19 protein-coding genes and 1 pseudogene are annotated in these 21,346 nt (G+C 41.3%); 5 read left to right on the top strand and 15 right to left on the bottom strand.

The window, feature by feature from the left end:
* Positions 1-272: 272 nt before the first annotated feature.
* The gene (locus PHF18_RS09770; protein ID WP_300101861.1) at positions 273-1,124 is read left to right on the top strand and encodes a methanogenesis marker 8 protein; all 852 of its coding nucleotides are present in this window, start codon (positions 273-275) and stop codon (positions 1,122-1,124) included.
* Positions 1,125-1,438: 314 nt separating this feature from the next.
* Here the strand turns inward: PHF18_RS09770 and PHF18_RS09765 are convergent, their stop codons facing one another.
* From PHF18_RS09765 to PHF18_RS09715, 11 genes are all read right to left on the bottom strand, one after another.
* Positions 1,439-1,576 carry a hypothetical protein gene (locus PHF18_RS09765; protein ID WP_300101858.1) on the bottom strand — a complete coding sequence of 46 codons (138 nt, stop codon included), beginning with the start codon at positions 1,574-1,576 and terminating at the stop codon, positions 1,439-1,441.
* Positions 1,577-1,748: 172 nt separating this feature from the next.
* Positions 1,749-1,892 carry a hypothetical protein gene (locus PHF18_RS09760; protein ID WP_157197092.1) on the bottom strand — a complete coding sequence of 48 codons (144 nt, stop codon included), beginning with the start codon at positions 1,890-1,892 and terminating at the stop codon, positions 1,749-1,751.
* A gap of 653 nt (positions 1,893-2,545) precedes the next feature.
* A complete protein-coding gene (locus PHF18_RS09755) occupies positions 2,546-3,382 on the bottom strand; it encodes a hypothetical protein (RefSeq protein ID WP_300101852.1) in 837 nt (278 codons plus the stop codon).
* A 452-nt stretch (positions 3,383-3,834) separates the two neighbouring features.
* Positions 3,835-5,250 (bottom strand): hypothetical protein, encoded by a 1,416-nt coding sequence (locus PHF18_RS09750; RefSeq protein WP_300101849.1) that lies wholly within the window; start codon positions 5,248-5,250, stop codon positions 3,835-3,837.
* Between the two features lie 170 nt (positions 5,251-5,420).
* A complete protein-coding gene (locus tag PHF18_RS09745) occupies positions 5,421-6,185 on the bottom strand; it encodes an ABC transporter ATP-binding protein (RefSeq protein WP_300101846.1) in 765 nt (254 codons plus the stop codon).
* Positions 6,186-6,478: 293 nt separating this feature from the next.
* Positions 6,479-7,531, bottom strand: coding sequence for an AI-2E family transporter (locus tag PHF18_RS09740; protein WP_300101842.1), 1,053 nt, complete (start codon positions 7,529-7,531; stop codon positions 6,479-6,481).
* Between the two features lie 182 nt (positions 7,532-7,713).
* Positions 7,714-8,073: a TrmB family transcriptional regulator gene (locus PHF18_RS09735; protein ID WP_300101839.1), complete on the bottom strand. Its 360-nt coding sequence runs from the start codon at positions 8,071-8,073 to the stop codon at positions 7,714-7,716.
* 155 nt (positions 8,074-8,228) lie between these two features.
* Positions 8,229-8,696, bottom strand: a complete 468-nt coding sequence (locus PHF18_RS09730) for a MarR family winged helix-turn-helix transcriptional regulator (RefSeq protein ID WP_300101836.1) — start codon at positions 8,694-8,696, stop codon at positions 8,229-8,231.
* Between the two features lie 756 nt (positions 8,697-9,452).
* The gene (locus tag PHF18_RS09725; RefSeq protein ID WP_300101833.1) at positions 9,453-10,103 is read right to left on the bottom strand and encodes a TrkA family potassium uptake protein; all 651 of its coding nucleotides are present in this window, start codon (positions 10,101-10,103) and stop codon (positions 9,453-9,455) included.
* 215 nt (positions 10,104-10,318) lie between these two features.
* Positions 10,319-11,818 (bottom strand): TrkH family potassium uptake protein, encoded by a 1,500-nt coding sequence (locus PHF18_RS09720; protein WP_300101830.1) that lies wholly within the window; start codon positions 11,816-11,818, stop codon positions 10,319-10,321.
* A gap of 66 nt (positions 11,819-11,884) precedes the next feature.
* Entirely contained in the window at positions 11,885-12,028 is a 144-nt protein-coding gene (locus tag PHF18_RS09715) for a hypothetical protein (RefSeq protein ID WP_300101827.1), read from the bottom strand.
* Positions 12,029-12,870: 842 nt separating this feature from the next.
* Between PHF18_RS09715 and PHF18_RS09710 the strand changes: the two genes are divergently transcribed.
* Positions 12,871-14,505 (top strand): AAA family ATPase, encoded by a 1,635-nt coding sequence (locus tag PHF18_RS09710; protein ID WP_300101825.1) that lies wholly within the window; start codon positions 12,871-12,873, stop codon positions 14,503-14,505.
* Here the strand turns inward: PHF18_RS09710 and PHF18_RS09705 are convergent.
* A complete protein-coding gene (locus PHF18_RS09705) occupies positions 14,498-14,668 on the bottom strand; it encodes a hypothetical protein (protein ID WP_300101822.1) in 171 nt (56 codons plus the stop codon). The two genes, PHF18_RS09710 and PHF18_RS09705, sit on opposite strands and share 8 nt — an antisense overlap.
* Between PHF18_RS09705 and PHF18_RS09700 the strand changes: the two genes are divergently transcribed.
* From PHF18_RS09700 to PHF18_RS09690, 3 genes are all read left to right on the top strand, one after another.
* Positions 14,658-16,160, top strand: a complete 1,503-nt coding sequence (locus PHF18_RS09700) for a VWA domain-containing protein (protein WP_300101819.1) — start codon at positions 14,658-14,660, stop codon at positions 16,158-16,160. The genes PHF18_RS09705 and PHF18_RS09700 overlap by 11 nt on opposite strands.
* A gap of 476 nt (positions 16,161-16,636) precedes the next feature.
* On the top strand, positions 16,637-17,095 hold the full coding sequence (locus PHF18_RS09695; protein WP_300101817.1) for a pyridoxamine 5'-phosphate oxidase family protein: 459 nt from the start codon (positions 16,637-16,639) through the stop codon (positions 17,093-17,095).
* Between the two features lie 823 nt (positions 17,096-17,918).
* Positions 17,919-18,065 (top strand): hypothetical protein, encoded by a 147-nt coding sequence (locus PHF18_RS09690; RefSeq protein WP_300101814.1) that lies wholly within the window; start codon positions 17,919-17,921, stop codon positions 18,063-18,065.
* Positions 18,066-18,397: 332 nt separating this feature from the next.
* On the opposite strand, the gene PHF18_RS09685 is transcribed toward PHF18_RS09690, so the two are convergent.
* From PHF18_RS09685 to PHF18_RS09675, 3 genes and pseudogenes are all read right to left on the bottom strand, one after another.
* Positions 18,398-19,222 carry a winged helix-turn-helix transcriptional regulator gene (locus tag PHF18_RS09685; protein ID WP_300101811.1) on the bottom strand — a complete coding sequence of 275 codons (825 nt, stop codon included), beginning with the start codon at positions 19,220-19,222 and terminating at the stop codon, positions 18,398-18,400.
* Entirely contained in the window at positions 19,179-19,493 is a 315-nt protein-coding gene (locus PHF18_RS09680; RefSeq protein WP_300101808.1) for a hypothetical protein, read from the bottom strand. Before PHF18_RS09680 ends, PHF18_RS09685 begins: the two co-directional genes overlap by 44 nt.
* A gap of 1,737 nt (positions 19,494-21,230) precedes the next feature.
* Positions 21,231-21,346, bottom strand: a pseudogene (locus PHF18_RS09675) (IS630 family transposase); the annotation flags it as partial.

Below are 21,346 nucleotides of genomic sequence, written 5' to 3'. Positions count from 1 at the left end.
TCAGTCACTTTCCGTTGCTTATTATTCATTATTAATTTTCATTTAAACTCAATTCGATGTGGGTATTGATTCATTTTAACCTGTAGATTAAGTAATTTATTAAGACAATAAGTAAAACCAGAAAAAGAAGCATTAAATTAAGAATAATCAAAATAAGAATAATCAAGATAAGAATAATCAAGATAAGAATAATCAAGATAAGAATAATCAAGATAAGAATCACTTATTTTTAACGAAAACAACTTTATCCAGTACTTAGAGGGTGGTCTATTATGCCTCATATAATGGAAATGATGGGAAAAGCCAGGGTAGTCGTAAAAGACGGGAAAGTCGTGGAAGTCGGGGCTCCGGAAGTAGAATGGTGCCCCCTCTTTGTCAAGCTGCGGGGAGTCCAGAAGATGACCCCGGAAGAAATCCGGAAAAACATGGAGGCCCGGATCAGCGAGTTAGGAATGTTTACAGAAAGACGCAAGCTCGAATTTGAAACAACTGTTGTTGCTTTCGGTGCCTCAGAAATAATGATGAGTGGCCTCAACAACGGCTTCCTTGAAACAACCGTAACAGCCTGTGACGGCGCAGGAACAGTAATCTCCAGCAACCCGGCACTGGTCCAGGGAATCGGAGGCAGGATGTCCGGTCTGGTCGAAACCGAACCTATAGATGCGGTCATCAAAGGGATAGAAGAGCGCGGAGGGACCGTGCTTGCTCCCTCAACTGCAGCCATCGACCCGGCAGGCGGGGTCAGGAAAGCTGCGGAACTTGGTTACAAAAAAATCGCAGTTACGGTTGCAGGTGCAGAAACCGCCACAAAAGTCAGGGAAATCGAATCCAAACTCGGGCTTGACCTGCTGGTCATCGCAGTACATGTAACAGGTGTCAGCCGGGAAGAAGCTAAGGGCCTGCTGGAAAATTCGGACATTGTAATCAGCTGTGCCTCAAAATATATCAGAGAACTTGCAAAGCCGCTTGTGCAAGTTGCAGCTGCGATCCCTCTCTTTGCCCTCACGCAGAAAGGAAAGGAACTTGTGATTGAAAGGGCAAAAGATATCGAAAGCCCCATTTTGATCAATACCATGAAGCTGCCGGTTTTGCCGGAACATAAACAGCCGAGGAAATTGATTTAAGAACAGTAGCATTCCAAAATTTCGCCCTTGACAGAAGAAAGAAAAAGAATCTTGATTGAAAGAGCAAAAAAGATAAAAAATCCATTTCTGATTAATCTTATCGGGTTCTCCGGACTGCTTATTTCTGGCAGTCCGGATCCTGAAAATTTGATTTAAGAGCAGCAACTTATTCTGTTTATTAATTATTATTCCGTTTTTCAGTAACGATTGAGCTCTTAATGTTACAGATTTAGTGTATTACCAGTTTTAAGAAGTCTTGAATCTTGATAAGCTACTGCTGCGATAATTGGCTTTAAGTGGTGATTGGTTTGTTTTTACTTCCTTGCACCTTTGGACGGTTTGCATTCATATTTTGCGTCCTTCTTTGCATATATTGCCGGTGCTGGAGTGTTTGCCTGGGGTTTTCCATATGCTGCCCCTGCTTTTTGAGAATCAACAATTGTCTTTGTCATAAATAAACACCTCTATATTTATATATTATACAAGTGCTTAGATAATCTGTTTCAATTATATCTGGTAGATTCCAACCAGAATGTTCACTAATTTAAGAGACTCCTAGGAAGTCTTGAATCTTGATAAGCTGCTGCTGAAAGGATTGGCTTTCAGATAGTTATTGGTCTGTTTTTACTTCTTTGCACCTTTGGACGTTTTGCGGTCAGCTTTTGCGTCCTTCTTTGCAGAATTTTCCGATGCTTGAGCTTTTGCCTGGGGTTTTCCACAAGAAGCTCCTGTTTTTTGACTACTTTCCGTTGAAGCATTTTTTACCATAAAACACCTCTATACTTATATTTTATATAAGTACTAATTACACTATCTTAAATTTATATATTAGTTTCCAGTCAAAATCTTCTCTTATTCAAGAAACTCATATAGAATCAATTTATCAAACGATGATTGAACTTCCCAATATCTGATCAATATACGATGGTTATACTATACCCTCAGAATATTTTATTCCAAAAAACAGGCTGTTGAAAAGAAAGGATGAAACACCAAACGGCACGGGAAACAAGGAAAAGATTCAACTGTATTAATCCATTATTCCGTAATATCGGTGGTCATAGAGTCTTGAGTAAATATTTACGTCCGGATATTTAGGTCGTCCCCGGCTGCATGGTTGATATTCTGGGTCAGACTTCCCAGCGTGGCTAATGATTTCATTTTTATCTACTGTACGCAGGCGGGTTAAAACGGAGTGTGGCGCGTGAAAATAAAGAACGAAATATGCATTTGCGGCCATTTCGAAATAATAACAACCAATTAACCAGGGTCCGCCAACGTTTACGTCTGAATATTTACGTCTGGAAATATAAGAACGGGTTTTATAATGAGCCCTATAACAGGTCTTAAATTCTGGCTCATCTGTACTTGATATCTGTACTTGATTTCTGCAAACCCGTTCTGAACTGTCGTTAATCCTGTTATTCAGTGATGATTTCTACAAGTTCCAGCCTTTCTGATCCGCCTTTTACCGCAATCTCCATAACCGGACCTGTTCCGGCAGCATAATATTTGTTTTCCTCAATGCCAGGTTCAAGCGGAGTCCATTCTTTTGTTTTCAGGCAATCCTCAAAAGAACCGTAAGCAACGGTAACCAATTCGTTCAGAGAGAGAACTTCAGCCATGTCTTCGGCCTCACCCGCATAGTATTCCTGCCGATAAGTATCGCCGACCTGAGGATCCCCTTTCATTAGAATTCCAGGCTGAGCTCCGTCAACCCCGGCTTCCCAGGAACCTGCAGTACTTACCACTTCTCCGTCTTCATAATCTCTGGAATCCTCCCCGAAGTACCAGACATTGCCGTCTTTGTCCTGAGCGTACCAATCAAAAGTCTCTTCAACCAATTCCTCATCTTCAAATACCCGATCCCGGACAACAATTGTATTTACTCCCATTACCGTCCTGGTTTTATTGGTTACAAAAACCTCATCTCTTATCGTTTCGTCTTCATCCTCACCTTCATAGACAAAAGTTGTGCCTGGAGTCAACGGAAAATAAGGATTGTCTATAACCTCAACAAAATCATCAGGATTTATGACAGGGTTGTATCCATTTTCCCCTTCTGTTTCCCCTAATCCTTCAGTTACTGCTTCATTTGCTTCTTCGGTTACTTCTTCAGTTACCACTTCTGTCACTTCACTTTCTGTTTCTTCAATTGTATCTTTTTCAGGTACATTTTGAGAACAGCCGGAAGCAAATAACATTGCTGCAATAAGCACTACCATTACAAAAAAACTGAATTTTTTAATGATCTTCACCCCACTCGTTTAATTTTAAAATTATTGTATATTATACTCAATACCCAATTATATAGATGCAATAATATATTTTATAAATGACATATTTAATTAATCTAATGTAAAAAGTTTGGAAGACAATAAACTTTATCTTTTTCCCTTCAACTTTCCAACTACGCCAGAAATGTCAAATTCATTTTCAGGTTTTTTTCTTCTTATCCCTTCTTTTGTACTTTTTCGAGTCTCTGATCCACTATAGACTTCGATCCACTATAGACTTCGATCCACTATAGACACACTATAAATTCTCCAATAGGAGTTACAAAACCGATCAGGGTTCCCAGCCCTCAACAGAATGGATGAAAAGAATACACATCTTAAAGGTTAACGTAAAAAAGCATCCATGAAGGCGATAAACCCGTAATTTATTCCATTTGTGAGAATAAATACAGGTCCTCAAAAACTGCTGATCCTTAAAAACACCGGCACTCATTGCGGTCCCATTTCCTGAAACCTTTCCCGAGTATGTACAGGGCAACAGGGATCAGCAGCAGGTCCATAAGCGCATAGTACGGACCAAACATGGACAAGATTATATTAAGCATCAGAAGTGGCATGACTGAAAGCATATAAAGGGCAAAGATTTTCCCGTTGTAGAGATTAATGGAGGGGGAAAGCCCGGTCAGGTAAACGAGTACCGAAACCATATAAAGTGAGATCGTAAGGAAGAGTGTCAGGGACGGAATCAGGAACATGGGGTCTTTTTTAAGGGCGAGCAGTGTGAGAATTACAAGTGGGACAAGGTTGAGAATAAGGTAGCTGTTCAATTTGCTCTTAATCATATCAGATGCCTTCAGGGGAAGAAAGGCATAGGACGAAAAAATATCGTACTCGGTAAGCCAGTTGTACATTGAAGATGAAAGCACGCCGAGTACCAGGGCAAAAAGCGTAAGTGTGCTCAAAGCCGGTATAACTTTTCCGAGAGCTGACAGCAGAGTCCAGACAAGCAGAAGAGGCAGCACGAAAGAGAAAATTAATTTCCCGAGTCCACCTTCACTTCTTTTAAGGTCAAGGGAATCTTTTGCAACAAAGGCTGCATACCTGTATGAACCCAGATATCTGCAGAGCTTTGAAAAAGAGTTGGAGAAGCTCTTCTGCGCCTGCGGGAAGTCGATTTTTAGGAAAATAAGCGATAGAGCTGAAGGAACAAGGATCAGAACCCCGGAAAGCAGGAGCTGGTTTTCGGACGGAACGAGGAAAAAGGAAAGGCTTGGCAGGCTATAAAGGGTACCCTGGTTAAAGTTTCCGGAGATATGGAGCAGGAGCAGAGAAGCAGCAAGAAGGCATAAAAGCAAGATCTTTCCTGAGTGTGCATAAACAGTAGACAGAAAGAATATTGCAGAAATCCCGATCATAAAAGAAATGGAAAGGGTCAGAAGAAGAGTCAGAAGAGTTGCAGAAGCACCGAAATTTCCCGCAGGAACAAATTTTGCAGCAAGGGCAAAGCCTGCAACAAAGGGCAGGATGTAGAGGATAAAATAATATACGACATCTTTTCCCAGGAAGTTGGCAAAGATAAACCTTTCAGAAACAGGGAGCACTCTTGAGGAATATGCAATCAGGCTTGCCTGCCCGAAGCGGCGGTTCATAAATTCGCGGCCCAGAAGCCCGAAAGCCCCTACCATCCCCCCCACAAGCAGGAAGATATAATGCATCCCGAGAGCTATCTGGGCATCGGTAACGATCTCCCTGAACACAGGCAGGACCAGGCTTACAAAAAATGTAAACAGAAAAATGAAGACTGGAAATAGGGCAAAACCGCTGTGTCCGAAGAGGCTTGAGTGCATCCGCCACTCTTCTTTAATCATACTTTTGAAGATGTCAAACATAAAATCCCTGCAATTTATTGTTTTTGGTACTCGCTATTTTCGTGCGTGCGATTTTTCACACTTACATTTATATACATATATTTTTATACGTATGTTTTTATATTTACTTTTTTATAATTACTATTCTCACACTTGTTAAGAAAAACCTCACAATAATTTACAAGGTGATATCAGGCCAGTGCCGAGATCCCTTTTTGAGATTCTTCCAAAATATCTTTTGAAATCCCTTTCCGCTTGCCAACAAGCTCCAGGAAGAACTCTTCTAAGTTTTTGTCTTGAAGCTCAGGGTCGTCAAGGCGGCCTGTATAGACCAGCTTTCCCCTGTAAATGATTCCGATACTTGTGCAGATCTCTTTTGCGATTTCAAGGATGTGCGTGGAAATAAAAACAGTTCCCCCATTTTTCACGTAACCCCGTAAGAAGTCCTTAACTTTTCTCTGCATCACAGGATCAAGATTAATAAGCGGCTCATCGATAATGGCAAGTTCAGGCTCATGCAGAAAAGCCTGGGCAAACATCAGTTTTTGCCTTGTGCCCCTTGAAAGGTCTTTACATAGTGAGGTTTTCTGATCCCCAAAATCGAAGAACTCAAACCACTTCTCACAGGCCTCTTCATAGTGCTCCATTTTTCTTACCTTTGCAACGAAGTATAGGTACTCTTCTGCAGTCAGGAAACTTGGGGGTGTCTCCTGTTCCGGAATTACGCCTATAAGTTCCCTGACCCGCAGGGGATCTTCCAGCACATTTATTCCGTGTACCTTAAGAGTGCCGGAGGTTGGCTTTATTTGCCCTGTAAGCATTTTGATCATAGTTGTTTTTCCGGAGCCGTTTGGGCCCAGAAGGCCAAAAAGCTCACCTTTCCTGATAGAAAGGTCTACACCGTCTACTGCTTTTGTCTGTCTGTAAAATTTAGAAAGACCCTTTACCTCAATCATATTTCAGGCTCCTTCAAAGCTGTCATTCTTCAAAAATCAATGCATCAACAGTCCAATAATTATGTACAGATACTATTAATATATTTTTAAACCTTTCTGTGTTCTAAAAAATATAAGAAATACATCTGTACTTTTTGACCCTGTAATCAGCAAACCCCCAATTTCACAAGGAGGGTTGACCTCAGGAGTCAGAAAAGCGCATTAGTTATCAGGATATAAGAGCATTAGTAGTGAGGATATAAGAGCATTAGTAGTGAGGATATAAGAGCATTAATCATCAGAATATAAGATCATTAATCTTCAGGATATATATTAACCAGTTCCCTATATGACTCTCTAATAATTATTTTATATATGATGTATATAGGGATTGCGAGTACCATGCCAAGAGGGCCTAACAGCTTGGAGGCGGCAAGAGTTAGAACCACACTTAAGAGCGGGTTAATATTCACTTTTTCCGAGATCATGAATGGAATTAGGTAAAGGTTGTCAATAAGCTGGGCAATAATAACCGTTATCACTGCAAAGAGAGCTGTCATCGGACTATCGATGTAACCCACAATAACTGGAGGTATTGCTCCAAGAAAAGGGCCGATATAGGGAATAATATTTAGGAAGCCTGCCAGAATGCCCAGGAAAAGCCACCCTTCAATGCCTGCCAGATAAAACCCTATACAGCAAATAAGACCTACAATAGCAGACTCAATCATTTTTGCACTGAAGAAATCCTCAAGTTCACTACCTATGCTTTTTAAAGCCCTGGAAATACCATCCGCATGTTTTGGAGGAGCGTAAGCTTGAATGTAATTTCCTATTTTATTATAGTGCTTGAAATATACACCAAACATGAGAGGGATTATCAATACACCGGTAAAAAAATAATATGATACCTTCGAAATCAGATCAGCAATTCCAGAAAAGATGGTGTTTCCTATTTTTTGCAGGTCCTGGGGTTTGACAACGCCGGAATCCGTAAGCCTTGAAAGCTCGGACTCGTGTTCGGTAAAAAGGGCTGAAGCTCCGCTTGCATAATCCTGCTGTATGTTACTGAAATCCCCTATAAGAACTCCAATACCCTGTACCTGGCTGCCCACAAGAAACAGGAACATAAGCCCTGCACCAGTAAGAAGGATTAAACCCACCACTTTTCTATTAAAGTTCGGAAACCTGTCCATGCACCTGTTGAATACCTTTATTACTTTTTCCACAATCAGGATCAGGATTGCACCTGCAATAAGGACTATGAAAATGTCCTCAAAATAGAAAAGTATCGCAAAAAACAATGTAAAAAGTATGGTTGTTAATGCCAAAAACTGCCATACGTTCCGGTTAGTACTGAGGGACATGCATTCCTACCTTTAAATTTTTATCTGGTTATTCTACAAAGTTATTAATCTACAAAGTTATTAATGTCCAGATAGTTCCCTAAAAATATAAATAATAGTTCCCTTCAGTCCGTTAGATCCAAAAATAAGAAATTGAGAAGTATTTTCTGCATTGAGCGAGAAAAAATGTTTTCTCTTATTCTTCAGACTCTGATCTTTTCCCCATTGAAATTTCTTGAAGTAAAGTTATTGCTTCCAGGAGTCAGAGACTCCAGTTCACTGGCGGTTTCGCTTAAAGAAAGCATAAAATCGGCCCTTATCCTTAAAATAAGCACTTCTGGTTGGACGCAGCAAAAAAAGGTTGGTTCGCCTTCAATAATCCTGACGTAGCCTTTTTTTTCCATTCCTCTGAGGGTTCCATAGATTTTAGGTCTCGGAACTCCCGCATTTTCTGCAATTTCGCTGGCTTTTGCCTGCTTCAGGCAGACAAGTGACGCATAAACCTTGGCTTCATTGCCTGTAAAACCCAGTTTCTGAAGGTTCTCGATAAGCTTAAGAGGCATTCCGGTTTCCTCCATCTTTCACGCGCTGAGATGTGATCCATCTGACAATCTTCATTATTTAATGGCTTCAATTGCTCAATAATTTCATATCGATAATAATTCTAATCTGTAATTCTAATCTGTAATTCTCTATAACCAGATTGCAGCCACCTTATTCAGGCAGTACGACTGGAATCTATTTTCCGCATGAGTTTTACCATGGTCTCAAGGCTGTGCAAATAATCCTCAACGTCCTTATCGTCAACAAACTGAAGGATTTCATCAGCCATTTCGGCGGTAATCCGGTTTAAACAGTTATAATAATCAAACCCCTTTTCAGTAAGGGAAACAAGCACCTTTCTCCTGTCATCGGGATCTGTTTTTCTGAACACAATCCCTTTTTTTTCCAGGTCATCAACCATCCTCGTCAGGCTGCTCTTCTCCATCCCGGTGTATTTTCCAAGCGTTGAAGGCATAATTTCTCTTTCTATTCCTATGATTTTAATTACCAATGGCTGGTTCTTGCTCAGTTCCCTGAACTTACCTGCAATTTTATTTTGAAAGGTCTGCTTAAAAATCAGGTTATTGAGAGCATCTCTTTCCATTGAAAGGAGAATTATCTTACTCAGTGTTGCCTCATCCATTTTTTATCATCCTTTTTTAACGGAGTCTACCAGACCCTAACCCTCAGGTCCTGACCCGAAAAACTTGCTTATAATTGTTAGGAGCATAATGAATTATCATGAAAACACATTGAATTTTCAATTATACAAAATCATATAATTAAAATATCAATGGTTGATAAATCAACTAATAACTAATTGTATTTAAATATTTCTATACTTCCATAAATAAAGCTTCAAAATGAGAATAAAACTAAAAGGATTAAGATAAATGCCAAAAAATTAACACGTTATAAGGTACCTCCACCAGCTTGTCTGGCGGCTCTTCAAAAAAAGAAGGACGACGAAAGAAGAAATCGAGAGGAAAAAGCAGGAAAAATCAATAAAATAAGACGTGACTTCAATTTTGCTTTATGACTTTTATTTTTGGGCTTTTGGCATGAAAGTGCTTTGGCATGAAAGTGCTTTCAAGCAATTTCATTTATTTGAGCCTGTTATTCAAGGAATCTCATGCACGTTTTCTTCTTTTTTTCTATTTTTTGGAAAGGCCGCTCTCCTGCGTCGAGCGTGACAAAAACGACTTGATACAGCGAATAAGGTTGTACGGGTCAGAGATATTTGTAATTCAGTCCTCTTAAATGAAGATAATTGCATAACCCATCGTTTAGTCCTCTTGAGCGCAGCGAAAAGGACCGCGTACTCCCGAGGCGCAATTCGGGTGGCGCAACTCAGGCGAGGCAACTCAGGCGAGGCAACTCGGGCGAGGCAAAACTAGGGTTATGCTTCTCGAAGTTTCTCATAAATACTGTCTATATTCCCCGAACGTGTGATTATGAGAAGCTCGTCCCCTTCTTCAAGCTTCGGGTCTTCACGCGCAAGGATAAAGTCATTTTTCCTGTAAAGCCCGATACAGTCGGTATTTTCTGGAAACTGGACTTCAGAAATCCTTTTGCCGGCATGCTGTTCCCCTGTAATGAAGCTAATTACACGGACATCAGCCCTGATAAGGTTGCTCAGCTCGATTGTATCAATTCCACGCAGGGTATCAGAAATAATGGTTGAGGAGATATGAGGCGGGTTAATCGCAGAGCTAATTCCCAGCTTTTTTGCAATTTCCATAAACTTTGTATCGTCGGTCTTGACAATGACCCTTTTCACTCCTGCTTCCTGGGCAATCAGACCTATCAGAATATTGTCCTGGTCATGGTTGGTGCAAGCCACAACTGCATCCGTTGAATCCATTCCTGCTTTTTCAAGGATGTCCGGGTGGGTGCCCTCGGCATTGATTACGGTGCAGTCAAGTTCTTCAGCAAGCTGCCTTGCAATTTCCTCTTCCTTTTCTATAAGGACAACCTCATTTCCCTGCTGAATCATCGTACGGGTCAGGTGCATCCCAAGGGAACTCGCTCCAATAATGATTACTCTCATTTTTTTCTTTCCTTTCCTTTCCTTTATTTTCCTTTATTAGAACCTTTTTCTTTTTTTCGTAGCCTTTGTGCTTTTTCTTTTTTTCGTAGCCTTTGTGCTTTTTCTTAATCTTTTAACTTTTCTACTCTCTTTTAACTTTTCTACTCTCTTTTAACTTTTATTACTCTACTGCTCTCTTCTAATCTATTCTACTCTCTTCTTCTAATAAATTTCTTTCAGGCTGTATCTTCCTGGACTCTTTTTTCTTCGGCTTTGACTATGTTTTCCCCAGTTTTACTCCTTCTTTCAAGCCACGTCCTGGGCAGGAGCAGGATGAAGAGCGGAATTATCTCTACTCTTCCAAGCAGCATATCAGCACAGAGCACAAACTTCAGGAGAGACGGCATGCCGGGAGCTGTCACGCCTGTTGACAGCCCTGCCGTAGCCAGAGCACTTGAAGTCTCAAAAATAGCATCTGCTGAGTTTATGCCGTAAAGCATGAAAATGAAAGCGGATAACACGAGCACAACTGAATAAAGCAGCACATAGGTCATGATGCGGTAGACTTCGTCGGAATCAACTACCTGCGACTTTACCTTGAGAGGGGTAATTGCTTCCCTGGGGAGAAAAAAGCGGTAGAAAACCAGTCTTATGAGCTGCACTATTACAATCAACCGGAAAAGCTTAATCCCGCCTGTGGTTGAGCCTATACTGCCTCCTATGCACATAATTGCACTGAGAAAACCTTTTGAAGCATCTGAAAGGGGAGCCATGTCTATAGTGGAAAAACCGGTTCCAGTAAGGGCTGAGATTACCTGGAAAGCAGCATCAGGCAGTGTGTGTAGCAGTTCAAGCCCGCCTGCTCCCCCTGAAAGGGTTAAAGCAAAAAGTGCTGTCCCGAGTACGGCAAGCCCGAACATGTACCTTACCTGCGGATCTCTCACAAGAGTCCAGGGATCCTTCAGGACTTCCGGATATAGCGAAAAGCTGATTGCACCCATTATGCAGGAAACTGTTATCAGGAATGGGATCAAAAAGCCCCCATATGCCCCGATGCTTGCCGTCTGCGTTGAAAATCCACCTGTAGAAATCGAACTCAGGGTATGGCAGACAGCTTCATAAAAAGGCATGCCGCTGAGGAGCAGGAGTGTCAGTGAAAGCAGAGTCAGGCCAAAATAAACCGTACCAAGTGCCCTGGTAGTTGTAATTACACTGGGGCGGATCCGGCTTTCCCCGAAGTTTACTCTGTAAAGCCTGAATGCCGTAGTCCCCGGGCGAATAAGGATTCCAAGCACAAGCACGATTATGCCTATTCCTCCTACCCACTGCAGCCAGGAGCGGGTGAAGAAAAAGAGCCTTGTAGGAGAAGGCGGGGCAAGGCTCAAGCCTGTTGTTGTCAGGCCCGAAACACACTCGAAAAAAGCATCCATAAAAGGCATTCCGGTAAAAAGCGCCATTGGCACTGCGCTAACTAAAGAGCAAAGTGGAAAAGTAATAGCTGCAAGGATCAGGGCTTCTTTTATTTCAAGTTCAAAATCCGGAAGCACTTTCTGGAGTATAACCCCCGTTCCTGCAGTTATAAGGGCACTGCTCCCATAAATTATGGCTGCAGCCGTTTCCCCGAGAACAAATGCTGCAAGCATAGGGACAAGCAGGACTGCTGAAAAGACCAGCAAAAGATGTCCCGTGTACCTCAGGACAGCAAGGGGGTTTACCGGGGAGACAAGCTCATACATAAGACCTAATTACATTTTTTTTATTTAAGCCTGTTTCACTCTGGAAAAAGGGAAAGGAAAAAGAACTTAATCGTAGTTTTTCCAGTACTCCAGATCTTCTTTGTAAATTTCCAGGGTCACATGGATGATATTTTTTAAAAATTCGAGTTCTGCTTCCCGAATTACGAGTTGGGAACCCGCAGTCCATTTCACTCGCTTCGTTTCACTCAAGCGGACTAATAAGAAATATTCTGATTCGTACAACCATGTTCGCTATATCGTGTCGTTTTTGTCACGCTCGACGCAGGAGAGCGGCTTTCAGATAAAAAAGAAGAGAAAATAAGATCCTGAAAGTGAAAACTACTGAAAACGCTGTAAGAAACTAATAGATAAAAATGACCGGGGAAGCCATAAGAGATCAACAAAAAAATCAACAAAACTAGACACAGGAAAGCAACAAAAAACCTGTAAGTATACCAAACGGAGCAGAATTAAGTTATATCTGAAAAAGACTCTTTTACATGTCGTTTTTTAATCTATTTTTCTTCTGTTTTCTTTCTTTTTGGGAAGAGCCGCCAGACAAGCTGGCGGAGGCGCTTATATTTACCTGTGAATTAAATACAGGTTTTCGATGTAAAGGATAGATTATCTCAGCCCTGGAATATTTCTCCAATGTATTGTTTCTCTTAATTTCGGTGTCGTTTTGTCGGGCGCTTTTTATCTGGCTGACGGGCGGGCTCAGACCCGGTGTGGCGCAGGGAGAGTAAAAAGATAGATTCCCTTCCGGATTCCGGAAGAGATAAAATAACTAATCAGAGATATCAATGCGAAAAAAAAACTTGATGAATTAATTTTTTCCTTTCGCACAGCCTTTGAACTTGTGAAACTGCATCGGGTAAGCTTTGTGAAGACCGGGACAAAACATAATTGCAAGAATTAAAATAGAATCAGGCTAAAGACTTAAAAAACAGACCGAAAACACCCTTCAAAAAACTCTTTTATCCCGGACCGATCTCATAACTGAAACAATTTCATTGCCGAATTATTTCATAACTATTACAAAACCGGGAGGTATGAACCTGAAAGAAATTCTTCATGAGGTAAAATCAGAATTTACAGACTACTTTAAAGAACGCGAAGCTGAGATCAACGGCTCTCTCCTTGCTGTCCTTTCAGGCGAAAACCTGCTCTTTCTGGGACCTCCCGGTACAGCCAAGACCCAGCTTGCCAGAAGCATCTGCCAGATAATTGAAGGCGGGAACTTCTATAATTACCTTTTAACAAGCTTTTCAACCCCCGAAGAGCTTTTCGGACCTCTTTCCTTAAAAGCTCTCGAAGAAGACGAGTTCCGGAGAAATATCGAAGGCTGCCTCCCAACTGCTCATATTGCTTTACTGGACGAAATTTTTAAGGCAAGCAGCGCTATCCTCAACAGCCTCCTGACCATACTGAATGAAAGAAAATACCATAACGGAAGGGAGATCGTCGATGTCCCCCTGCTGTCGGTCTTCGGGGCTTCGAACGAGCTTCCGGAAGAGGATGAAAGCCTGGAAGCTCTTTATGACCGTTTCCTGTTCCGGTACAGGCTCTCATATATTCAGGATGATGAAAACTTCAAAAGCCTTCTTTTCAGAGAATCTGAGGATTTCAGACCCGCTGTAACCATTCAGGTTTCAGAAATCGAGAAGCTCCGCAAAAGCGCAAACTCACTGCCTGTTGACCCTGATGTTGAAATAATAATCACGGAACTTAGGAGGAACCTCCAGCTTCAGGAGATCGAGATTTCAGACAGGCGCTGGAAAAGGATTGTCCAGGTCCTGAAGGTTGCAGCCTACAGCAGCGGGTGTCCGGCTGTTGACAGGACAATGGCACTTTTGCTCCAGCACATGCTCTGGAACCTGCCCGAAGAGCGGGAAACCATCAGGAAGACGGTCTTTAAACTCGTTGTTTCCGGCGGAACAAATACCGAAAAACTTCGTCTGGACGCTGAGGACCTGAAAACCGCCCTTAATATTGCCCTGAAAAACGAACTTCCCGTTGGAGTTATCTGCGACAGCTGCGGGGAAGAATTCCAGCTTAGAGAGAACCTGGAAGTTCACCATACTGCTTGCCCGAACCACAGCTATACTCTAAGGAAGGAAGGAAATAAGCAGGAAGGAAATAAGCAGGAAGGAAATTCGAGGATCTATCCTTATGATAACCTGGTAAGGGAAATTGAATCTCTCCATGAGCGGTCGGGAAAGAAAAATACCCTGTCTCAAAGCCAGAGAGAGGTTTTTAAAAAGGAATTCAAAACCCTGGCTGGCAAAGTAAACGGAGTAAAACAACGGCTTGAGGAAGAAAAGGAGCTGTTAAGAAACCTGATGGATGCAAATATCTGGCTTTCAATTTCGGACAGAAACGAAGCCCTGCTCCTGCATGACACCGGCAGTGCACAGCTTTCCGGAACTGAAGCCCTGCTAGGTGAAATCGAAGCCCTGCTGGGTCTACAGAATAAAGAGTTCAGGTCCGGAGAATTCAGGTCCGGAGAATCCATTTCCGGAGATTTCAAGTCTGGAGATTTCAGGTCCGGAGATTTCAGGTCTGCAAAATCAGGATATTCAGACTCCGATGCCGCAAAACTGGAAGCAAAAGGCCAGGTACCTGATTCGGGCAGCAATGCCGGCAGTTTTATTAAAGGGCTCGGGTCCAGATTCAAGCTCAGATGAGCATATGAGGTGTTGGTACGGAAGATTCAGCCGGTTTTCTGAGCAATCTGGATAAAGCCTCCCCCGAATCATATTCTTTTTTTTCCAGAAACAGGCTCTGGCACGAGGCTCTTTCTGTCCAGAAACAGGCAGCTTCCCTGCTGGAAGGGGAGTTGAGAAGCACTATTGCTTACCCCCGCACGATTCCCCGCTCTCTGCGTGAGAAAATAGCCGAAGTGATAGCCCTTGAAATTCTCTTTGAGCAGCCGTACGAAATAAAAGATGCTGAAAGGTTCATAGGGCTTTTCGGGGCATTTTACCCGATTTTTCTTACCTTGAGAAACTCAAGGCCCTGGCCCGGGCTTCAGAAGATTGCAAAAAGGAGCAGAGGAGCAGGAATTGCCTGCCTGAAGCTTCTTCTTCCTCTAATCTACGACCTTATGGAACGCTTTTCAGCCTCCGGGGACGGCGGTTCGAAAACAGATTTATTCAAAGGGCTTGACGCCGAAACCGAAGCCATTCTCAGGGAGTTTGAAAAAATCCTTAAACAAACCCTCCTTCTCTGGGAAAGCAGGAATTCAGAGGACTTATCAACCCGGAATGCTCAGCTCCCTTCCCCGATTTCCGGTAAATCCGACATTTATGAAGCTGTCCTCAGTTTCATGCAAAAGGACGGTTGCCAGAGTTTTCTTGATGGGATGCTGGAAGGGCTGTACTGCAGGATGCAGGAATTCGTTTCTGAAATGGAAGAAAACCTGGACCTTTTCGATACCCTTGCCCTTCTTTTCCCTGGCAGGAACTGGAGTTATTCCGTAAAAGAGCTTAAAAAAGAGCCGTTTTATGTCCAGCTTAAGATGCTGAAAAATTACTCAGCTTTTTTTGAAAAAAATCCTGACCTCAGAAGAATCGTGAATTTTATAGGCAGGCGGGAATTTGATCCCCCTGCTGACCGCATACGCTACTCTCCTTTTGGAAAAAACAGGATCCAGACTGTGCGGTTTTCAGACTCGATAAATAACCTCCTGCCAATGGAAGCCGCAAAGCTCCTTAACCCGGCTCTGAAGCGGAAGTTCTATGCTGATATGCTTGAAGGAAAACTCCTGAGCTACCAGCTGCTTGGCAAACACTATACCGGTCCTCCCCGAATAAAGCCGAGAGGCCCTATGATTGTGCTCGTCGATACCTCCGGTTCCATGCACGGGACACCACAGACCCTTGCCAAATCTGCAGTGCTTGCCATGGCAAAGCTGATGCTCTCCCAGCAGCGGGACATGAAGGTTATCCTTTTTGCATCCACCAGCCAGCACCTGGAAATCGAGCTCAGCAGCAGGAAAAAGATGTCCGAGAAATTTCTGAATTTCCTCCTCTACACCTTTGGCGGCGGGACGGATTTCAATACCGCACTTGCTTCAGGCCTTAAGTCCCTTAAGGAAAAGGACTTTCAGGGTGCAGACCTGCTTTTTATCACGGATGGAAAGTCAGAGATTTCTGACGAGCTGGTTCTGGCTCGCTGGGAAGAGGCAAAAAAGAAGTATAACGCAAAGGTCTATTCGCTGATCGTTGGAGGCAGCGGAGCAGGAGGGCTTTCGGAGATTTCAGATTATACGTATATTGTTGAGATGGAGCCGGATTTAGAGGGCACGGGCGGAAGAGTAAGGTTAATAGAATCTACATAAAGGGTAATAGAATATACGTAAAGAATCTGGGCAAAGATACTGGACAAAAGGGGTATTGGATCAGAATACATAAAAGAGTGCAGAAGGGAACCTGTTTCTTTTACATGAACGTATTTGGCGGGTACATAAAAAGCAGGATCAAAATCAATAACGAAATAAGAAGAGATATGGTTACACTGATCATTTTTTTTATGTTCATTATTATTTCTCCATTGCAATTGTAAGGACTGTAATCTATAAAAGACATCTCATTTTATATGAGAACGTTTCGCATATGATATTTTATGAAATGAAGAACTATCAATTTGAGTTATTGTTTTTATCATTTTACAGTAATTTATCATTTTACAGTAATTTATCATTTTACAGTAATTTATCATTTTACAGTAATTTATCATTTTACAGTAATTTATCATTTTACAGGCATTTATCATTTTACAGGCATTTTCAGCAAAAACCCCTTTTCAGGTGAAACAATGGGAAGCCAGAAACTCATCCGAGACCAGCAGCAAATCGAAGAAATCCTTTCAACTGCAAAATTCCTCCGCCTTGCCCTTTCCGATTCCGAAACCCCATACATAGTCTCCATGTCCTTCGGCTACAAGGAAAATGCTATCTACCTGCACAGCTCTCGGGAGGGCAGGAAAATCGATATCCTTAAAAAGAACCCCAGGATCTGTTTCGAAGCTGACATCGAAACCGAAGTGATCACTGCTGACGACCCCTGCAAGTACAATGTCCGCTACAGGAGCGTTATCGGGCACGGACAAGCAAAGTTTCTGGAAGATTACAATGAAAAAGTTGAGGGGCTTACTGTGCTTTCCAAGCATTACGGGAAGAAGGGGCCGTTTGAGTTTGAAGCATGGAAAGTTAACAGGCTGTGTGTGATTAAGATCGAAATTGAGAAGATAACGGGGAAAGAAAGTGGATTTTAATATCCATCTGTAACTGTAAGTTGCTAATAAACAGGAACGAGCTGCTTACTGTAAAGTACTGTAAAGGCTAAAATTTAACAGTAAACCTTTTGTTGTCTTTTTTGTTGCCTTTTTTGTTGCCTTTTTTGTTGCCTTTTTTGTTGCCTTATCTGATTATTGGCATATCTCTCCGGGATCTAGATCGAGAATATCTCAGTTTTCTCTCCCTGCACCGCACCGGACCCGAGCCGGCCTTCCACTCAGATAAAAAACAACCGACAAAACGACCCCACAACAAAAAGAGACAATAAGCTGAAAAAATGTCCACGGGATGAGAGAATACTTTCCTTAAGTTCGGAAGCCACTTTTTAATTTATAAATAAATATAAGCGCCTTCGCCAGCTTGTCTGGCGGCTCTTCTCAAAATGAAAGAAAATTGAGACTAAAGAAGAAAATTGAAAAGAAGTGTTTTTCAGAGAGTTTTAATTCTATTTGCATCCTGACAGAGTATCTGGCTTTTTCACTTTTTGGCTTTGCTTTTTCACTTTTTGGCCTTGCTTCTTTCTTTTCTTTTTCCTTTGAAAGCCGCTCTCCTGCGTCGAGCGTGACAAGAACGACCCAAGATAGTGAATATGGTTATACCCTTAGTTCCCAAATATTAAGCGCATAGGTGTAGTAATGAATATATGCGAGGTCATTTGACCACGATTTTGAAATTCTGCTCCTAATATTATGTGCTTAAATTTAAGCGCACACTCCGATATCAAGAGACGTTTATGCGCCTAAAAATGCGGAACTAAGGTTACTAAGCTGATCCCGGTTTCGGGTTCCGGGGTTTGAAATCGTGGATTACACGTTCAAATTCACACTGGATGGCAAGTTTACGGAAACATACAGTGTGAACGTCCAGCCCTGGCCTACTGTTGAAGTCGAACTCTACGCTGATTATGCGGAAGGTCAGTCCCTTTCCATAGGAGAGATAACTGTTTAAGATATCTTTCAGGCTCCTTTGACCAAAGCAGCTTGTGGTGGTTTGGAATCTCTACCTGCATAGCAAGCAGTACGTGGTAAGGGTTTCGGAATGATGAAAGGGGGCTTGTGGTGGTTTGGAATCTCTACCTGCATAGCAGGTCCGAGTGGTCCACCCTCATCTTCTCTGCAACATAGCTACACTTCATGAGACAGAACTGCCGCATGGGTGTGCTTTAGAATTCAGACAAAAATTACAATTTATACATTTAACGGTTTAATTCTACCGCTTTTTGGTTCAAATGCTTAAGTCCTATCTCAAGCGTATTATCAAATTTAATTTTAAGACATGCTCTAAGTCACTACTGCGAGTGGTTGTGGCTCTGTTTTCTCTGTTAAGGTATTTATATACTTTTCAATAAGGAGTTTATATACAGGATTTATTCTGTAAATTATTTTTGTTCCTTCTTTTGTTTCTATTATCAGGCCAGTTTCTCTGAGGTTTTTAACATACCAGCTAACTGTTGGCCTGGAAACTCCAATTTCACGAGCAAGAGCTACATTTGTATTACACTTTTCATTCATTATTTCCGAAATTATTCTTTTATTCGTCAGGTTTTGAAGAGCAGAAATAACTTTTTTTTCGTTCTCGTTATAAACTAAAATATTTTCGAAATACCTTGTCTTCCCGCCGTCTTTATAGGCTTCAATTTTTTTCTTAGCTGTAAGGATTTTAATGTGATATTTTACTATTTCTCTGTCTAAACCAATCTGTTTTACAATTTCACTAATGTATGCTCCAGGTTTGGTTTTGATATAGCCATAAACTCTAAAACGACTGGAATTTTCAAGTACATTTCCAGGGTTTACAATTCGATATCCGAGTATTGAGAAAAATAGCTTTTGAGGGTAGAAAAGATCAATTGTAGCTAAGATATACATCGTACCCAGCCATAACAGAAACTGCCAGTAGGATATTTCAGTGATCTCAAGCTTTGTTACTTCTTCTCCGTTAATTGGGACTCCTACTTGATCACTTGGAACGAGTTGTACTATATATTCATGAGCCTCAGATGTTGATATTAAAAGAACAAATGAAAAAAATAGTAAACAGAGGATAAGCTTTTTTTGAAGCTTAATGATGCGCAAAGGCATCAAACTTGTAATCCTCTTTTTCAAGTACAGACACTCCTTTTACCTTGAACTTCCAGACTCCCGATTCCAAACCGTTTTTAGAGGATATTCTGACGCTTATTTTACCGTTTATACCTTTGGAATCGTCCTCATCATAGTATGTACCAATCTTGGTTCCGTCAGGGTCGTAGGGAGTAAGGGATAGTTTACTTTGTGTGTTCCCCCAGTTCAACTCCAGGGTGAGGATAGTTGTTCCAGGTGGCACAGTTGCTTCGTGAACTTTGTTATTCCCCTGCTTTATGTAGTAGGTTGTCATTAGGGCACCTCTTCGGCTTCCTCTATCAAAATATGGGAAAGTAAGGTTCCAGTACCAGGAGAATTATCTTTCAAGCGTTCAACAATGTATTCTTTTCCGGTAGAAGTCAAAATAACTTCCCTACGTGAGTTTACTGAATTAGAGCCTGTCAACAGATCACCCAAAAAAGTGAGATAAGACTACATATAAATCTTATGATTTGAAATCCAATGAGTGGCGCTACTGGAGTTTTTATAAATAATAAATTATATAGGTTTGATACTGCCCAATATTTGAAATTTAACCACAATGTTTATCCGACTTGGTTTTGTTTTTGAAACACACATGTTCCATTTTTCATAAACCAGGCAGTCCGATAAATTTATAAAGTATTATAACGTAGGACATCTCTTTTTTGTAGTTCTCATAATATACAAATCTGCGGGAGAATAACCTCTCAAAACTTTTCGTTTTGTTCCGGCCTGTAATAAAAGTGTTTTCTAAGAGCGTGTCTTAAAATTCAAACTATTCATACAATTGGATAATGGCAATGTTAACTTTAAAATTCATACCGTAAATTTGTTCAGCAATTCAGGACAAATTAGCAGGATCTCCCTCACTTCAGTGGGGGAAGGAATGCGTCATCTGTACCATCTGAACTAATGTTGTACTAGCCGCTCTCAGTTTCCTGCAATTTCTCTTAATATTAACACTTGTAATTATCATGTTGCCAAAAATATCACACAAAGTAAAGAAACCGGATGACCGTTTGCCACGAATGAACCCGATCCCTTTTTCCGTTTTTACATGATCGAATTTCCTGAGCCCAAAAAGCTTTCCGATAGGTATTTTCTTCTCTGATCTCTTCCCTCTCCGATCTCTTCCCTCTCCGCTGCTGATAATCTCCCGCAGGAACGTTTCGTTTTAGAAAAACCGAATCTTCTACCTCTACTTTCTGATCGTCCCTGCAACAGATAGCAACAGCATCAAAGTAATGTGTTTTTAACAACTTCAAGACCTGCTCTCTCCTGTACTTAGTTTCATACCCGAAAGTCTCTGCAAAATTCCAGCCGGATTTCCGGATTTGGGATTTGATAATGCCTACTTCTGTTGCATGTTTTGCAATTCAAGTGTGTAAGTCCTATCCCGATTATAGAACCAAATTTAATTTTAAGACATGCTCTTAGGTTTTTTTCTTATTATTAAACTCTTTTTTCAGCTTTCTTAGGCTTTTTAACGATTTCAAGTTTTAAGTTATTTTAGAAACTTCTATTAAAGAGCTTATCCGAAACCTGATTTCGTTTCTATATGCTGCTGACATTAAAACTTCAAGAAATGACGTTTTCAGCATACTCCTTAATTTCAATCACGGATCCAATCACGGATCCAATCACGGATCCAATCACAGATCCAATCACGGAGCTTTATAAAGTTGATTAAAATGTTGATTGTTAGAGACTCTGGTAATACAGATTATATAGATGTTAAGAAGTTGTAATGTTTGGAATTCAATCAGGCGTGAAATATGAGATTGGAATCCAGAATCCAGAGACTCGACCAGTTACTTACAAAATAAGATATAGAGAAGTAATTTTGAGTTCTGGGATAAGTTCATGATTAAATGAAAGGAGCCAGAAATATGCGTAAAAGTACAGCGTTAAAATCAGCATTTCAGTTACTAAGTTTATTTCTTTGCCTGGTATTTATACCAGCTGCATGCGCTCAGCCTGATGAACTCACCGGAAGCCTAGTGTCGCGTCAATCCTCAAGTGTCGGATAAAGGCGCGACAATTTTATTCTTGCATCCTCGGTTGTGAATTGCCAATTAACCTTCGAGTTTTTGTTATTTCTGAATTTTTGCCAAGCCAATACCT

It is taken from the genome of Methanosarcina sp., assembly GCF_028693135.1.
GTDB lineage: Archaea > Halobacteriota > Methanosarcinia > Methanosarcinales > Methanosarcinaceae > Methanosarcina.
The sequence above is the reverse complement of the archived record's forward strand: the minus strand, read 5'-3'. Positions and strand labels throughout refer to the sequence as shown.

Excerpts from the sequence above, each read along its gene's own strand:
- PHF18_RS09750 (WP_300101849.1), bottom strand. The coding sequence starts at position 5,250 with ATGTTTGACATCTTCAAAAGTATGATTAAAGAAGAGTGGCGGATGCAC.
- PHF18_RS09710 (WP_300101825.1), top strand. The coding sequence starts at position 12,871 with ATGAACCTGAAAGAAATTCTTCATGAGGTAAAATCAGAATTTACAGAC.
- PHF18_RS09760 (WP_157197092.1), bottom strand. The coding sequence starts at position 1,892 with ATGGTAAAAAATGCTTCAACGGAAAGTAGTCAAAAAACAGGAGCTTCT.
- PHF18_RS09770 (WP_300101861.1), top strand. The coding sequence starts at position 273 with ATGCCTCATATAATGGAAATGATGGGAAAAGCCAGGGTAGTCGTAAAA.
- PHF18_RS09680 (WP_300101808.1), bottom strand. The coding sequence starts at position 19,493 with ATGACAACCTACTACATAAAGCAGGGGAATAACAAAGTTCACGAAGCA.
- PHF18_RS09720 (WP_300101830.1), bottom strand. The coding sequence starts at position 11,818 with ATGTATGAGCTTGTCTCCCCGGTAAACCCCCTTGCTGTCCTGAGGTAC.
- PHF18_RS09730 (WP_300101836.1), bottom strand. The coding sequence starts at position 8,696 with ATGGATGAGGCAACACTGAGTAAGATAATTCTCCTTTCAATGGAAAGA.
- PHF18_RS09765 (WP_300101858.1), bottom strand. The coding sequence starts at position 1,576 with ATGACAAAGACAATTGTTGATTCTCAAAAAGCAGGGGCAGCATATGGA.
- PHF18_RS09695 (WP_300101817.1), top strand. The coding sequence starts at position 16,637 with ATGGGAAGCCAGAAACTCATCCGAGACCAGCAGCAAATCGAAGAAATC.
- PHF18_RS09745 (WP_300101846.1), bottom strand. The coding sequence starts at position 6,185 with ATGATTGAGGTAAAGGGTCTTTCTAAATTTTACAGACAGACAAAAGCA.
- PHF18_RS09725 (WP_300101833.1), bottom strand. The coding sequence starts at position 10,103 with ATGAGAGTAATCATTATTGGAGCGAGTTCCCTTGGGATGCACCTGACC.
- PHF18_RS09735 (WP_300101839.1), bottom strand. The coding sequence starts at position 8,073 with ATGCCTCTTAAGCTTATCGAGAACCTTCAGAAACTGGGTTTTACAGGC.
- PHF18_RS09740 (WP_300101842.1), bottom strand. The coding sequence starts at position 7,531 with ATGTCCCTCAGTACTAACCGGAACGTATGGCAGTTTTTGGCATTAACA.